This is a genomic window from Silvimonas iriomotensis (assembly GCF_014645535.1).
GTDB lineage: Bacteria > Pseudomonadota > Gammaproteobacteria > Burkholderiales > Chitinibacteraceae > Silvimonas > Silvimonas iriomotensis.
Genome location: NZ_BMLX01000001.1, coordinates 1119880 through 1133948, shown reverse-complemented (window position 1 = coordinate 1133948; position 14069 = coordinate 1119880). Strand labels below are relative to the sequence as shown.

13 protein-coding genes are annotated in these 14069 nt (G+C 55.9%); 11 read left to right on the top strand and 2 right to left on the bottom strand.

Annotated features, from left to right (window positions below):
• Nucleotides 1-84: 84 nt before the first annotated feature.
• Together IEX57_RS05005 and IEX57_RS05000 are read left to right on the top strand one after the other, a co-directional pair.
• Nucleotides 85-318 (top strand): putative motility protein, encoded by a 234-nt coding sequence (locus tag IEX57_RS05005; protein WP_188702945.1) that lies wholly within the window; start codon nt 85-87, stop codon nt 316-318.
• A gap of 170 nt (nt 319-488) precedes the next feature.
• On the top strand, nt 489-1052 hold the full coding sequence (locus tag IEX57_RS05000) for a phasin family protein (protein WP_188702943.1): 564 nt from the start codon (nt 489-491) through the stop codon (nt 1050-1052).
• A gap of 84 nt (nt 1053-1136) precedes the next feature.
• Here the strand turns inward: IEX57_RS05000 and IEX57_RS04995 are convergent, their stop codons facing one another.
• Entirely contained in the window at nt 1137-1832 is a 696-nt protein-coding gene (locus tag IEX57_RS04995) for a hypothetical protein (protein ID WP_188702942.1), read from the bottom strand.
• 12 nt (nt 1833-1844) lie between these two features.
• Entirely contained in the window at nt 1845-2591 is a 747-nt protein-coding gene (gene fnr, locus IEX57_RS04990; protein ID WP_188702940.1) for a fumarate/nitrate reduction transcriptional regulator Fnr, read from the bottom strand.
• Nucleotides 2592-2808: 217 nt separating this feature from the next.
• On the opposite strand from fnr, the gene hemN reads away from it, so the two are divergent.
• From hemN to IEX57_RS04945, 9 genes are all read left to right on the top strand, one after another.
• Nucleotides 2809-4206, top strand: coding sequence for an oxygen-independent coproporphyrinogen III oxidase (gene hemN, locus IEX57_RS04985; RefSeq protein WP_188702938.1), 1398 nt, complete (start codon nt 2809-2811; stop codon nt 4204-4206).
• A gap of 37 nt (nt 4207-4243) precedes the next feature.
• Complete coding sequence (locus tag IEX57_RS04980; protein ID WP_229708725.1) at nt 4244-4978, top strand: sulfite exporter TauE/SafE family protein; 735 nt, start codon at nt 4244-4246, stop codon at nt 4976-4978.
• An 80-nt stretch (nt 4979-5058) separates the two neighbouring features.
• Nucleotides 5059-5427 carry a response regulator gene (locus tag IEX57_RS04975; protein WP_188702936.1) on the top strand — a complete coding sequence of 123 codons (369 nt, stop codon included), beginning with the start codon at nt 5059-5061 and terminating at the stop codon, nt 5425-5427.
• Nucleotides 5424-6038 carry a hypothetical protein gene (locus IEX57_RS04970; protein WP_188702934.1) on the top strand — a complete coding sequence of 205 codons (615 nt, stop codon included), beginning with the start codon at nt 5424-5426 and terminating at the stop codon, nt 6036-6038. The genes IEX57_RS04975 and IEX57_RS04970 overlap by 4 nt, the downstream gene beginning before the upstream one ends.
• Nucleotides 6038-7006, top strand: a complete 969-nt coding sequence (locus tag IEX57_RS04965) for a sensor domain-containing diguanylate cyclase (RefSeq protein WP_188702932.1) — start codon at nt 6038-6040, stop codon at nt 7004-7006. Before IEX57_RS04970 ends, IEX57_RS04965 begins: the two co-directional genes overlap by 1 nt.
• Before the next feature lie 456 nt (nt 7007-7462).
• Nucleotides 7463-9385, top strand: a complete 1923-nt coding sequence (locus tag IEX57_RS04960) for a PrkA family serine protein kinase (protein WP_188702921.1) — start codon at nt 7463-7465, stop codon at nt 9383-9385.
• A 76-nt stretch (nt 9386-9461) separates the two neighbouring features.
• A complete protein-coding gene (locus IEX57_RS04955; protein WP_188702919.1) occupies nt 9462-10739 on the top strand; it encodes a YeaH/YhbH family protein in 1278 nt (425 codons plus the stop codon).
• A 29-nt stretch (nt 10740-10768) separates the two neighbouring features.
• Nucleotides 10769-12337 (top strand): SpoVR family protein, encoded by a 1569-nt coding sequence (locus tag IEX57_RS04950; RefSeq protein WP_188702917.1) that lies wholly within the window; start codon nt 10769-10771, stop codon nt 12335-12337.
• Nucleotides 12338-12667: 330 nt separating this feature from the next.
• Nucleotides 12668-14068, top strand: a complete 1401-nt coding sequence (locus IEX57_RS04945; RefSeq protein ID WP_188702915.1) for an MFS transporter — start codon at nt 12668-12670, stop codon at nt 14066-14068.
• Nucleotide 14069: the final 1 nt, after the last annotated feature.

Sequence of the window (14069 nt, the reverse complement as noted above, 5' to 3'; positions counted from 1 at the left end):
GTTGAACAGTGTGGGCGGACTAACTTGCATTTGTAATAAATTCCAGGTTAAGGTGTTGATTCCTATAGAGGAGTCTTCAGCCTTATGGATGCAAGTGCAGTCAGCAGTCAAAGCAACGCGGTGAATCAGAGCATGAACCAGCTCAACGCCACGGTGCTGCAACCCGCCGCCAACGCCAATTCGATCAACGTGGCCGTCATGAAAAAAGCCAATGACGCGCAAGCTTCTGCGGCCCTTAGCCTGTTGCAGGCGCTGCCGCCAGTGCCGCAGTACAACAATCCGTCCAACCTGGGTAACAGCGTGGACGTCAAAGCGTAAAGCCTGCAAATCAAACAACTGTTTGATCCTGTTTATAAAAAAACGACCGTCAGGTCGTTTTTTTTCGTGCTGGATTTTTCTGATGCATTGCACAAAATAAGGTTGACATATGAATGCATTCTGCCAGAATGCCCTCAAATGTTGCATTGCACAACCACTTAGGAAAAATCATGACGCTTGGTACCAACCGTTTCGCCGAAGAGTTTTCCCGCGCTCAACAAGTCGGGATCGAACAGTCTCTGGGTTTTGCCCGTACCGTCCTGACCGGTACAGAGCGCCTCTGGGCGGTGCAACTGGGTTTTGCCCGTGCACTGTTGTCTGACAACGAGCACGCTGCCAAGTCCCTTGCTGGTGCCAAGGACGCGAATGAAGCGCTGGCCGTTCAGCGCGAACTGGTCGAACCCGTGACCGAAAAAACCACCGCCGCCTGGCGCGAAGCCGTGGGCATTGCCCATGCCACCCAGAAAGAACTGGGTGAACTGGTGGAAAAACATCTGAAGCAAACCAGCGAAGAAGTACTGGCTGGTCTGGACAAGCTGGCTGAACAATATCCGGCCGGTGCCGCAGGTGTGAAGAGCCTGCGTCAAGGCGTGGCCACCACGTTTGATGTGTACGATTCCGCGATCGCCGCAACCCGCAAGCAAAGCGAAGAGTGGCTGGCTGCGACCGTGCAGAACATCAACAAGGCCAGCTCTACCGCTGCAGCCAATCGCCGCAAGGCCGCTGCTGCCTGACCTGTTTACTAGCGCATATCTGCCGATTGCGTTAACGGCCCCTTCATAAGGGGCCGTTTTTTATTTGGGCCGACACTGTGTGAGTCAGGGTTTGGGGTTGACCGCCTGCGCGGCCAGGAACCAGTTGGCCAGTTGGCGGGCCGGGGATTCACGGGTCAGCGGGTTGAGTAGCAGGGCGCATTGATCGGCAAACCAGGGCTGGAACGGCCCGGTATCAATGGCCAGATAGCTGCGGGCATCGTCTTGCAGGTGCGTCAGGCTGTGGTCGATCAGCGTTTGCCAGGATTGCAGATCAAACGAACTGGCACCCGGTTGCTGCAAGGCATGCAGCAACCATTGCCAGACAGATTCAGACTGCGCCAGCCAGCCGCTGGCAATGCTGTTCAGAAAAGCACCGGCCCCAGGGCCGCCGGCGTGAAGCCAGGCTTTGGGAAACGGCGGCGCCAGCGCATCCAGTACCGGCGTGGCCAGGGCGAAATCATCATGGTTGCCACCCGCGGCAACCATCCAGCCCATGGTTTTACCAAACGGATTGTGCAGATTGACCGCCAGGTCCAGAAGGCGCCAGCCACCTTGCCGGGCAACGGCCAAGTGTTGCTGGTAAGCAGCCATATTGCCCGGATTGATCAGCACCAGCGTGCTGTCTGCCGTGGGGGCGGGCGGAAGCGCTGCCGCCGCCTCCGCCGGGAATACAGGCAGCCCCAGCCCGGCCTGTCCCAGGCGTTCAAGTACGGCAGAGGCTTGTGCGGCAGGGGCAATCAGGCAGAGCTGGGCGATCATGGGGGCGCGGGGTCAGTTGCCCTGGCAGCTATTCATCAACTGCTTCAGGCCTTCGATGTCTTTGAGTTCAATCAAACGGTTCTGTACCCGCAGTAAACCCTGGTCCTGGAAGCGTGACAAGGTGCGGCTGACGGTTTCCAGTTTCAGGCCCAGATAGCTGCCGATTTCTTCACGCGTCATGCGCAAATGAAAACTGTGCTGCGAGTAACCGCGCAAGGCAAAACGTTGTGACAGGTTCAGCAGGAATGCCGCAATGCGCTCCTCAGCCTTCATGTTGCCCAGCAACAGCATGACGCCATGATCGCGGACGATCTCGCGGCTCATCAGGCGGTACAGGTGGCGCTGCAGCGAGGGAATGCGGCGCGACATGTTTTCCATTTCATTGAATGGCAACTCGCACACTTCGCTGTCTTCCAGTGCCACCGCATCGCAGGTGTGGTGCTCGGTGCTGATGGCATCCATGCCGATCAGTTCACCGTTCATGTGAAAGCCCGTGACCTGCTCCCGGCCATCTTCAGAGACAACACTGGTCTTGAAAAAACCCAGGCGCACAGCGTAAAGCGAGTGAAACGGTTCGCCGGCCCGATAGAGCGCTTCGCCCCGCTTGATCGGGCGGCCCTGGCTGACAAGCTGGTCGACCTGACGCATTTCATCGGGAGAGAGCCCGACAGGCAGGCACAGTTCGCGCAGGCTGCAACTGGAGCAGGCATGGCGCAATTGCTTGAGACCGGTTTCACGTAACTGGATAGGTGAGAGCATGGTTGTTTTTCCACTTGGACTTCAGATAATTGCCTGCAGGCCAGAGCCAAAGTCACGGTTGGGGCTGGTCTGTCAGAAACGGTCGGTCGCTGAGGGCATCTATTAATTACATGTGCGAAGTAGATGCGAGCATCATGCGATTTGCTTTGATCTGTATCAAGTAAATATCTCCAGGGTGGAGGCAAACTGTTTACCCTGAATTTTCAGGGCAGGACAAATGCATACAGCCGCCTACATCCAGCAAGTCGAGTTCGATCGCCCCCTTGTCGAACGCTACGATGGCCAGGGGCCTCGCTACACCTCATATCCCACTGCTGACCGCTTTGGTCCGCTGAGTGTCGACGCCTATGCCGCGTCGCTGCAGCAGTCCCGCGTGGGGGAGGCAGACCGCCCGGCATCGCTGTATTTTCATCTGCCTTTTTGCAATACCGTCTGCTACTACTGCGCCTGTAACAAGATCATCACCAAAAATGAAAGCAGGGCAGTTGAATATGTCGAATATCTTAAAAAAGAAATTCGGCTGCTGGCAAATATATTGCCATATACCATGAAGGTTGGCCAGATTCATTTTGGCGGTGGTACACCTACTTTTTTGCCGGAAGCACAACTTGCCGATTTGATTTCAGAAATCAATAAGAATTTCCATATTTTGCCAAATGGCGAATATTCGATCGAAATTGATCCGCGCAAATTGCAGCCCGCCAAAATCAGCCTCCTGGCCCAGGCCGGTTTTAACCGCATGAGTGTTGGCGTGCAGGATTTTGACGAGCGCGTGCAGCGCGCCGTGAACCGCGTGCAGAGCGAAGCGCAAACCCGTATGGTGATCGACGCCGCGCGCAGCATGGGTTTCCGCTCGGTCAGCATTGATCTGATCTACGGCTTGCCGTTCCAGTCGGTGCAAAGTGTGTTGCGCACAATCGACCGGGTTCTGGCAATCAGGCCAGACCGACTTGCGCTTTATAATTATGCGCATTTGCCTGAAAGATTCAAAACACAACGGCAAATGGATGCCAGTGCATTGCCGGGGGCATCAGAAAAACTCGATATCCTGCAATCTGCAATTGAGCGGCTTACCGAGGCCGGATATGTCTATATCGGTATGGATCATTTTGCATTGCCGGATGATGATCTGGCCGTAGCGCAAAGGCGTGGCACTTTGCAGCGCAATTTCCAGGGTTATTCAACCTGGGCGGAATCTGATTTATTGGCATTTGGCGTTTCCGGTATTGGCAAAGTGGGCGCCGGTTATTTCCAGAACGCCAAAGAGATCGAACAGTACTACGCCATGCTGGATGAAGACATCCTGCCCATCGTGCGGGGGTACGAGCTGAACCGCGATGATCTGTTGCGGCGATCGGTCATTCAGGGGCTGATGTGTCGCTTCAATCTGGACTTCGGGCAGGTCGAAACCGCCTGGCTGGTGGATTTCAAAACCTACTTTGCGCCTGAACTGGCGGTGCTGGACGCCATGATGCGCGATGACTTGCTGATCATTTCGCCCGAAGGCATCGAGGTTACGCCCAAGGGACGCATGCTGATCCGCTCCATTGCTATGGTGTTTGATCGCCACTTGCGTGAGAAAACTACCGCCGCGCGCTACTCCCGCCTTGTCTGATGCATTGATCTGCCAGGTTTTGCGGTAAGCTTGCCGCTTGTCTGTCGCCGTTCTGGTGGCTGGGTCTGGCGTGCTTTTCCTAGCGGGATCATCCTTGCACGACTTCGACGTTTTTGCGTTCTTGCTGGCAGGCTTTCTGGGCGGCGGACATTGCTTTGGCATGTGCGGCGGCGTCGTTGCCGCGTTCAGCTTGCAATTGCCACCCGGCCCGCGCCTGCGTTATCACCTGGGTTTCAATCTTGGCCGCCTTGCCGGCTATACGCTCATCGGCGCGCTGGCCGGGGCGCTTGGCGCGCTGCCGTTTCTTGTTTCCCTGCAGTCCATCAAGCTGGTGCTCTATGTGCTGGCCAACCTGTTGCTGATTGGCGTCGGGCTGTATCTGGCCGGCTGGTTTTCCTGGATTGTGCATATCGAAACCGTTGGTCGGCCCGTGTGGCGATTTTTGCAACCGGTTTTGCGTCGTCGCTTACCAGTCAGGCGCTGGCCTGACACGCTGATCGTGGGGGCGCTCTGGGGATGGTTGCCCTGTGGTCTGGTTTATACGGCCAGCTTGTCAGCTTTGTCCTCTGGCGGGGTCGGGCAGGGCGCCTTGATAATGCTGGCATTCGGGCTGGGTACGCTGCCAAACCTGTTGTTGATGGGGCAGGCCGCAGGCCGGATTTTGCAGTGGATAAGAAAGCGATTTGTCAGGGTGTTGGCAGGGTTGCTCTTTATTGCATTTGGCATATATCGGCTGCTTTCAGTGCTGCTATTTAGTCATATGGTGCTTTGAGAGACTATTCAGGGCGAGATAACTTCACTAAAATCTGTCAGCTTAGGCCTTTTGCCTCGTTGAATAGCCCGGAATGCCGCATGCCAACGCCGATACTTGTCGTCGACGATTCATCCATAGCACGCAAGATGCTGATCAAAGCTTTGCCCCCCACGTGGGACGTGGAAATCACGCAGGCCAGTAATGGCAACGAGGCGGTCGCGGCCTATCGCGCGGGCAAGGCCGACGTGATGTTTCTGGATCTGACCATGCCGGACATGGACGGCTATGCCGTGCTGGAAACCCTGCAAAAAGAAGGTTTGAATTCCTTTGTGGTTGTTGTAACCGCAGATGTGCAAACGTTGGCGCGCGAGCGCGTACGCGCCCTGGGCGCTGCAGCCTTCGTCAAAAAGCCGGTTGATCCGGCCAGTATTGAGGCGGTGTTGCGCGAGTACGGAATCAAGCTATGACTGTTATTGCCTTGACGGAAGATCAGCGCGACGCGCTGCAGGAAATCACCAACATTGCCATGGGCCGCGCCGGCGCGCTGCTGGCCCAGTTGATGGGCAGCTTTGTCCATTTGTCGGTGCCGGGTATTTCGCTGGCCGATGCCGGCAATATCTCGGGCACCATCGCGCAGACGGTCGGGCGCGAACTGGCTGTCACCGCCGTGCGCCAGTCGTTCTCTGGCACGCTGCGTGGCGAAGCCATGGTGATCTATGACGAACGTGGCTGCCGCAACCTTGCCGACCTGATGGGTTACGAGGACGAAGTTGGCCAGGCGACCGAGCGCGAACTCTTGCTGGATGTCGGCAACGTGCTGGTCGGTGCCTGTCTGAACGGGATTGCTGATCTGCTGGTGTCGCCGCTGTCGTATTCGCCGCCGACCATCATTGCAGAGAACGCCGAGGTGGACCGCTTGATCAATCCTGATCAGCTGACCTGGGATTACGCCTTGCTGATCCAGGTGCGCTTCACGCTGGAAATCCGCGATTTCACCTGCCACCTTTTGACCTTGATGCCGGAAGAATCGATCTCGCAACTGAAAAAGGCGCTGGATGCGTTCATGGAAAGCATCTGATGCTGGAGACATTGCGCAATTTCATCGTCAGTGAGATCGGCGTAGGTATCTTTGCACTCGATCGGGAATACAACCTGTTGCTGTGGAACCGCTTTATGGCGGACCACAGCGGCATCAGCGCGGATCAGGCCATCGGCCGCAATCTGTTCGAGTTGTTCCCCGATTTGCCGCAAAAGTGGCTGAGCAAAAAAGTCGACAGCGTGTTCATGCTGCACAATTTTGCGTTTACTTCCTGGGAGCAGCGCCCCTGGCTGTTCCCGTTCCGCCACAACCGTCCAATCACGGGTGGCATTGATTTCATGCAGCAAAACTGCACCTTCATGCCCGTGCGTGAGGCCGATGGCGAAATCAGCGCAGTTGCGGTGACCGTCAATGACGTGACCGATGTGGCGGTCTACCAGAGCATGCTCAAACAGGCCATGGCCAAGCTGGAAGAAAGCTCCAGCCGCGATGGTCTCACCGGCGTGTACAACCGCCGCTTTACCGAAGCGCGCCTGCTCGAAGAAATCGGCAGGGTCGAACGTTACCAGGCCGAGACCTTCAGCGTCATCCTGCTTGATCTGGACCACTTCAAACAGATCAACGATACCCATGGTCACCTGGGTGGTGACGAGGTGTTGTGCGAGGTGGTCGCGCGGGTGCGCGACGTGCTGCGTGATACCGACGTGTTCGGGCGCTATGGGGGCGAAGAGTTTTTGCTGATGCTGCCGCAAACCGGTCGCGAAGGTGCGGTGGCCGCCGCCGAACGTATCCGCAAAGCCATTGCGGCCACGCCGATTCTGTACAACGAAGTACCGATCAACGTGACCGGCAGCCTGGGCGTGGCGACTTACGAAGTGGGCGCACCCAAGGTCGAGCGGGTGAAGACGCAGGCCGATCTGGCGCTGTATGCCTCCAAGCGCGCCGGCCGCAATCGGGTGACGTTCTACAGCGCGCAAATGGTCGACAAGGAACTGGGCGCGGGCTAATGCGCGCGCCGGGTTTCTGGTTTTCCTCTCCTTTGTATCTGATCTATCTGATCTATCTGATCGTTTTGTCCCTCATCTGCGGCGGGTGAGCCTGGGCTGCGGCACTGCAGCAGGGCTGCACCCGGGCGTCGGTGCGACTGTTGCATTTGGCCCACTGCGGACCGCAAAAAATTTTTTGCAAGCGCATGTAACAGGGCACGCGTTGGTATTTTCCTGTCAGATCAAGCAGTTCCGCCATTGGTCACCAAACTGGATCATCAGTTTGGTAATTCAGATAACGTTCATATCAAGAAACCGCCGTCACGCCGGAACGGGCTCGTCTATAACAGTAAGCGAGAGGGCGCGATGCCTTCCCGTTGTCCAGCGCCGCCCCTTGCTGTTTTGAATTTCCTCACTCAAACCCCACCTGGCGACGCGTGGCAGCCGTATCCCATCCAACAAAGCTGGAGATGCGTCATGGACGTGTTCAATCACTATGCCTCGCGATACGAGCGCACCCGCGAAGAAGAACTCACCCTGAAGGAATACCTGGAGCTGTGCCGGCAAGACCCGTCGGTATACGCCACCGCGCCTGAGCGCATGCTGATGGCGATTGGCGAGCCCGAGATGGTGGATACCCGTCTGGACTCGCGCATGTCACGCATTTTCCAGAACAAGGTCATGCGGCTTTACCCGGCGTTCCGCGAGTTTTACGGCATGGAAGAAGTCATCGAACAGGTGGTGGCTTATTTCCGGCATGCGGCGCAAGGGCTGGAAGAGAAGAAACAGATTCTTTATCTGCTGGGGCCGGTGGGTGGCGGCAAGTCGTCCATTGCTGAAAAACTCAAAGAACTGATGGAGCGCGTACCGTTCTATTGCATCAAGGGCTCGCCGGTGAACGAGTCCCCGCTGGGCTTGTTCAACGCCGAAGAGGATGGCGAAATTCTCAGAGAGCAGTACGGGATTCCGGAACGCTATCTGAAGACGATTCCCAGCCCGTGGGCGGTCAAGCGGCTGCATGAGTACAACGGCGACATCAACCAGTTTCGCGTGGTCAAACGCTATCCATCGGTGCTGCGGCAGATCGGTATCGCCAAGACTGAGCCGGGTGACGAGAACAACCAGGATATCTCGTCGCTGGTGGGCAAGGTGGATATCCGCAAGCTGGAAAAATACGCGCAGGATGACCCGGACGCATATAGCTACTCTGGCGGCTTGTGCCTGGCGAACCAGGGCCTGCTTGAGTTTGTGGAAATGTTCAAGGCGCCGATCAAGGTGCTGCACCCGTTGCTGACGGCCACCCAGGAAGGCAATTTCAAGGGGACGGAAGGTTTTGGCGCGATCCCGTTTGAAGGGATTATCCTGGCGCACTCCAACGAGAGCGAATGGAAACAGTTCCGCAACAACAAGAACAACGAGGCCTTCCTTGACCGGATTTACATCGTCAAGGTGCCGTACTGCCTGCGCGTGTCTGAGGAAACACGCATCTACGACAAGCTGTTGCGCAACTCTTCGCTCTCGGCCGCGCCATGCGCACCGGGCACGCTCAAGATGATGGCGCAGTTTGCCGTGCTCTCGCGTCTGAAAGAGCCGGAAAACTCCAGTTTGTTCTCCAAGATGCTGGTGTACGACGGCGAGAACCTCAAGGACGTCGACCCCAAAGCCAAATCCATGCAGGAGTACCGTGACTTCGCCGGGGTGGACGAGGGCATGAACGGGCTCTCGACGCGCTTTGCCTTCAAGATTCTCTCGCGCGTGTTCAACTTTGATCACCAGGAAGTGGCGGCCAATCCGGTGCACCTGTTGTATGTGCTGGAGCAGCAGGTTGAACGCGAGCAGTTCCCGCAGGAGCAGGAACAACATTACATCGCGTACATCAAAGAATATCTGGCGCCCAAGTATGTCGAGTTCATCGGCAAGGAAATCCAGACCGCATACCTGGAAAGCTATTCGGAATACGGCCAGAACATTTTTGATCGCTACGTGACCTTTGCCGACTACTGGATTCAGGATCAGGAATACCGCGACCCGGATACCGGCGAGAGCTTTGACCGCAATTCGCTCAACAACGAACTGGAGAAGATCGAGAAACCGGCGGGGATATCCAACCCGAAGGACTTCCGCAACGAGATCGTCAACTTTGTGCTGCGGGCGCGCGCCAGCAACAACGGCAAGAACCCGGCCTGGACCAGTTACGAGAAGCTGCGCACGGTGATCGAGAAGAAGATGTTCTCCAACACCGAAGAGTTGTTGCCGGTGATCTCTTTCAATGCCAAGGCCAGCGCAGAGGATCAGAAAAAGCACGAGGACTTTGTGAACCGCATGGTGACCAAGGGCTATACGCCCAAGCAGGTTCGGCTCTTGTGCGAGTGGTACCTGCGCGTCAGAAAGTCATCTTAGACGTGGTGGGTGGGCCGCCGTGGCGTAGTGCAGACGCCACGGCGGCCCGGTCGTACAACCCGCTCGGGGGACTTATATGCACCATCTGATAGACCGGCGTTTGAACGGCAAGAACAAATCCGCAGTCAACAGAGAGCGTTTTCTCAAGCGTTTCAAGAGCCAGATTCGCGAGGCGGTGGCGCGCTCGGTCAAGGATCGCTCGATTACCGATATTGAACGGGGAGAGAAGGTTTCGATTCCGGTGCGCGATATCAACGAACCGACCCTGGGTCATGCCCACGGCGGCGTGTGGGAGCGCGTGTTTCCGGGCAACAAGGAATACCTGCGCGGTGACGAGATTGATCGTCCGGAACAAGGTGGCGGTGGCGGTGGTAGCGGCGGCTCGGGTCAGGGCGGCGGCGGTGAGGATGACTTTGTCTTTGACCTCTCCCGCGAGGAATTCCTGAACTTCTTTTTTGACGATCTGGAACTGCCCAACCTCATCAAGCGGCAGCTGCAGCAAACCATCACTTTCAAATCCATCCGCGCCGGGTTTACCAGCGACGGCACGCCGACCAACATCCATGTGGTGCGCAGTTTGCGCAGCGCGCTGGGCCGCCGCATTGCGCTCTCGGCCGAGCCCATGCGCGAACTCAACGAGGCCCAGGAAGACCTGGACAAACTACTGGAAACCCGCAGCGAGCATGATCCGCTGGTCAAAGCGGTGATGGCGCAGATTCACGCGCTGAAAACACGTGTGGCCAATATCCCTTTTATTGATCCGTTTGATCTGAAGTATTCCAACCGCACCAAAATTCCGTTGCCGACCACCCAGGCGGTGATGTTTTGCGTGATGGATGTCTCGGGCTCGATGGACGAGAACAAAAAGGATATCGCCAAGCGGTTTTTCATCCTCTTGTATCTGTTCCTGACCCGTATTTACGACAAGATCGAAGTGGTGTTCATCCGCCATCACACGCAGGCGTATGAAGTGAACGAGGACGAGTTCTTCCATGCCCGCGATACCGGCGGCACCGTGGTGTCCAGCGCGCTCAAGCTGACGCGCCAGATCATCGAGGCACGCTATCCATCGTCGGACTGGAATATCTACGTCGCCCAGGCGTCGGACGGCGACAACTGGGATTCAGACTCCCCGCAGTGCCGCGAGATTCTGGAAAACAACCTGTTGCCGTTGTTGCAGTACTACGCCTACGTCGAAATCACCGAAGGGGAACCGCAAAACCTCTGGTACGAATATGAAATGGTAGCCCAGACGCACAAGGAATTTGCCATGCGTCGCATCAGGGATGCGTCGGAGATCTGGCCTGTGTTCAGAGATCTCTTTCGCAAGCATCCGGAAAAAGCGGTCGCCTGAAAAGGCGCCGCGCCGCAGGATTGAGCGCCATGACCACCACCCGCACCCGCAAGAACAAAGCCGATGAGCCAGAACACAAGCCGCCGCGCCGCAAGCCGTTGTCACTTGGCTCGGAATGGACATTCGAGCTGATCGAAACCTATTACCGCGAGATATCGCGCATTGCCAAAGACTTTGGTCTTGATACCTACCCCAACCAGCTGGAAATCATTTCTGCCGAGCAGATGATGGACGCGTATGCGTCGGTCGGCATGCCGGTAATGTACAACCACTGGAGCTTCGGCAAGCAGTTTCTCTCCACGCACAAGCATTATCAGCGCGGCATGATGGGGCTGGCGTATGAAATCGTCATCAACTCCAATCCCTGCATTGCCTACTTGATGGAAGAGAACACCATGACCATGCAGGCGCTGGTGATCGCGCATGCCAGTTTTGGTCATAACTCGTTCTTCAAAGGCAACTATCTGTTCCGTACCTGGACCGAAGCCGACGCCATCATCGACTACCTGGTGTTTGCCAAGCGCTACATTGCCGAGTGCGAAGCGCGACATGGCGAAGAGAAGGTCGAGGAGTTGCTGGATTCTTGCCACGCGCTGATGAACTACGGTGTGGACCGCTACAAGCGCCCGCAAAAGCTCTCGCTGGAAAAAGAACTGGCGCGGCAGGCCGAACGCGAGCAATACCAGCAATCGCAAGTCAACGAAATCTGGCGCACCTTGCCGCGCCGGTTTGAGGAAGAACAAACGGTCGCGCCACGACGGTTTCCAGAGGAACCGCAAGAGAACCTCTTGTATTTCATCGAGAAATTCGCCCCGTTGCTGGAGCCATGGCAGCGCGAAATTGTGCGCATCATCCGCAAGATTGCGCAGTATTTCTACCCGCAACGCCAGACCCAGGTCATGAACGAAGGCTGGGCCACGTTCTGGCACTACACACTGATGAACCAGCTGTATGAAGAAGGGCTGATCACCGATTCGGCCATGTTCGAGTTCCTGCACAGCCACACCAATGTGGTGATGCAGCCGGGCGTGGACAGCCCGTACTTCAACGGCATCAACCCCTACGCGCTGGGCTTTGCCATGTACCGCGATATCCAGCGCATCTGCCAGAACCCGACGGAAGAAGACAAGCGCTGGTTCCCGGACATGGCGGGCAGTGACTGGCGCAAAACGCTGGACTTTGCCATGCGCAACTTCAAGGACGAGAGCTTTGTGGCGCAGTACCTCTCGCCCAAGCTGATCCGCGATTTCCGCTTTTTCAGCATTCTGGATGACGACGAAAACGCCACGCTCAAAGTCGCGGCCATTCATGACGATGCCGGCTACGCCGAAATCCGCACGCAACTGGCATCGCAATACAATCTGGCCTACCGCGAGCCCAATATCCAGGTGTACGACGTCAACACCCGGGGCGATCGCTCGCTCACCCTGCGCCACTACCAGTACCAGCGCCGCCCGCTGGCCAACAGCGTGCATGAAGTCCTGAAACACATTGCGCGGCTATGGGGGTTCTCCGTCAAGCTCGAAAGCGTGGATGAAGACGGGCAGGTGATCCTGGCGTATGACTGCAAACTGGAAAAACGCGGTAGCCCGTTCTGAAGTCTTTGCCGCAATCCCGTCTGAAACCCGGTCTGTTGACCGGGTTTTTTAATGTGCACTGAATCTGGCGCCGGTCTCTTTTAAATGTGATTGTCTTTTTCCGTGATTTCAGCGCATTTGTTTTTATATTTAGGGTTTTCCTTATTGATATATTCCATATAAAAAATACATGGCAATACGTAGCCATATTGTGAATGGAAAAAGCTGGAATTTAAATTTATCCATGGTGTGCCGGGCCTTAGCATAAGGTGGCCGGACTCGTTTTTTTCATGAAAAGATAAAAATGCAATCCGGATTTTTCGAACAGACGGATTTTGCAGGATATAAAGCATGAATAATCCGGTGGCAGGAAATTCGAAATTCATCGCGCAGCAAGGCAAAGACAAGCTTTCGTTGTCCGAAAAAGTGGGATATGGCCTGGGGGATGCCGGCGGCACCATTATTACCTGCCTGATCATGAATTTTCTCACCTTTTTCTATACGGATATTTTCGGGATTACCCCTGCACTGGTCGGGATCATTTTTGTCGCACTGCGGATTTTTGATGCCATTTCTGATCCATTGATGGGCATTCTGGTAGACCGCACGCAGAGTCGCTGGGGGCGCTTCAGACCCTGGCAATTATGGGGAGCGGTGCCGATTGCGTTATGCGCGGTCCTGACCTTTACCGTGCCGGACGTCAGCATGAACATGAAGATCATGTGGGCGTTTGGCACGTATTTTCTGCTGTCGCTGGCCTATACCGCCATCAATGTGCCGTATTGCGCGCTGATCAATACCATGACCCGTCAGCGCGAGGATGTCATTGCTTGCCAGTCCTGGCGTTTCATCTTGTGTGGCCTGGCGGGTTTCATGGTCTCTGTGGGCCTGCCCTGGCTGGTTTCATTGACTGGTGGGGGAAATCTGGCCAAGGGTTACCAGACGGGTGTGGCCATTCTTGCTGTGGTCGCCATGTTGATGGTGCTGGCCTGTTTTCTGGGTGTGAAAGAACGTATATCCGTGAGTCAGATGGGTGTATTCGATCTGAAAACCCATTTGCGCGGATTACGCAAAAATGACCAGTTGCTGTTGATGCTGATTTTGTCATTCCTGCTGATTAATGTGTTTAATCTGCGGGGTGGCGGATATATGTACTTTATTACCTATGCACTGGAAGGTGATGAAGGGTTCGCATCCCTGTTTTTTACCATGTTGACGTTCTCTTCCATTGTCGGCTCGCTGGTGGTTGGTCCTGTAGCCAGGCGCATTGATACGGTGAAGCTTTATTCGTGGACCAATATCGTGCTGGCAGCACTGGCAATTGGCATGTGGTTTCTGCCAACGGGGCCGCAATACAAAAATCTCTGGCTGATCGCCATCTTTGGTAATGGCGTTATTCTGGGTTTTACCCTGCCATTGCACTTTTCCATCATGGCCTTTGCGGATGATTACGGCGAATGGAAAAACGGCGTGCGTTCGTCCGGGCTCAATTTTGCCTTCAATCTGTTTTTCATCAAGCTGGCGTGGGCCGCCAGTGCCGGTATTGTCAGCCTGATTCTGGTGCTGGTGGCTTACCAGCCCGGTCTGGAAAACCAGACGTCCACCTCTTTGCACGACATCTCGGCGCTGGAAAGCCTGTTGCCGGCGGCATTTCATTTGCTGGTGGCCTTTGCCGCGCGCTGGTGCCGTCTGGACAACACCACCATGGCGCGCGTGAGTGGCGATCTGGCGCTCCGGCATGCCAAACATTGAT

Excerpts from the sequence above, each read along its gene's own strand:
- IEX57_RS04955 (WP_188702919.1), top strand. The coding sequence starts at position 9,462 with ATGCACCATCTGATAGACCGGCGTTTGAACGGCAAGAACAAATCCGCA.
- IEX57_RS04965 (WP_188702932.1), top strand. The coding sequence starts at position 6,038 with ATGCTGGAGACATTGCGCAATTTCATCGTCAGTGAGATCGGCGTAGGT.
- IEX57_RS04975 (WP_188702936.1), top strand. The coding sequence starts at position 5,059 with ATGCCAACGCCGATACTTGTCGTCGACGATTCATCCATAGCACGCAAG.
- IEX57_RS04950 (WP_188702917.1), top strand. The coding sequence starts at position 10,769 with ATGACCACCACCCGCACCCGCAAGAACAAAGCCGATGAGCCAGAACAC.
- IEX57_RS05000 (WP_188702943.1), top strand. The coding sequence starts at position 489 with ATGACGCTTGGTACCAACCGTTTCGCCGAAGAGTTTTCCCGCGCTCAA.
- IEX57_RS04960 (WP_188702921.1), top strand. The coding sequence starts at position 7,463 with ATGGACGTGTTCAATCACTATGCCTCGCGATACGAGCGCACCCGCGAA.
- hemN (WP_188702938.1), top strand. The coding sequence starts at position 2,809 with ATGCATACAGCCGCCTACATCCAGCAAGTCGAGTTCGATCGCCCCCTT.
- IEX57_RS05005 (WP_188702945.1), top strand. The coding sequence starts at position 85 with ATGGATGCAAGTGCAGTCAGCAGTCAAAGCAACGCGGTGAATCAGAGC.
- IEX57_RS04995 (WP_188702942.1), bottom strand. The coding sequence starts at position 1,832 with ATGATCGCCCAGCTCTGCCTGATTGCCCCTGCCGCACAAGCCTCTGCC.
- fnr (WP_188702940.1), bottom strand. The coding sequence starts at position 2,591 with ATGCTCTCACCTATCCAGTTACGTGAAACCGGTCTCAAGCAATTGCGC.
- IEX57_RS04970 (WP_188702934.1), top strand. The coding sequence starts at position 5,424 with ATGACTGTTATTGCCTTGACGGAAGATCAGCGCGACGCGCTGCAGGAA.
- IEX57_RS04945 (WP_188702915.1), top strand. The coding sequence starts at position 12,668 with ATGAATAATCCGGTGGCAGGAAATTCGAAATTCATCGCGCAGCAAGGC.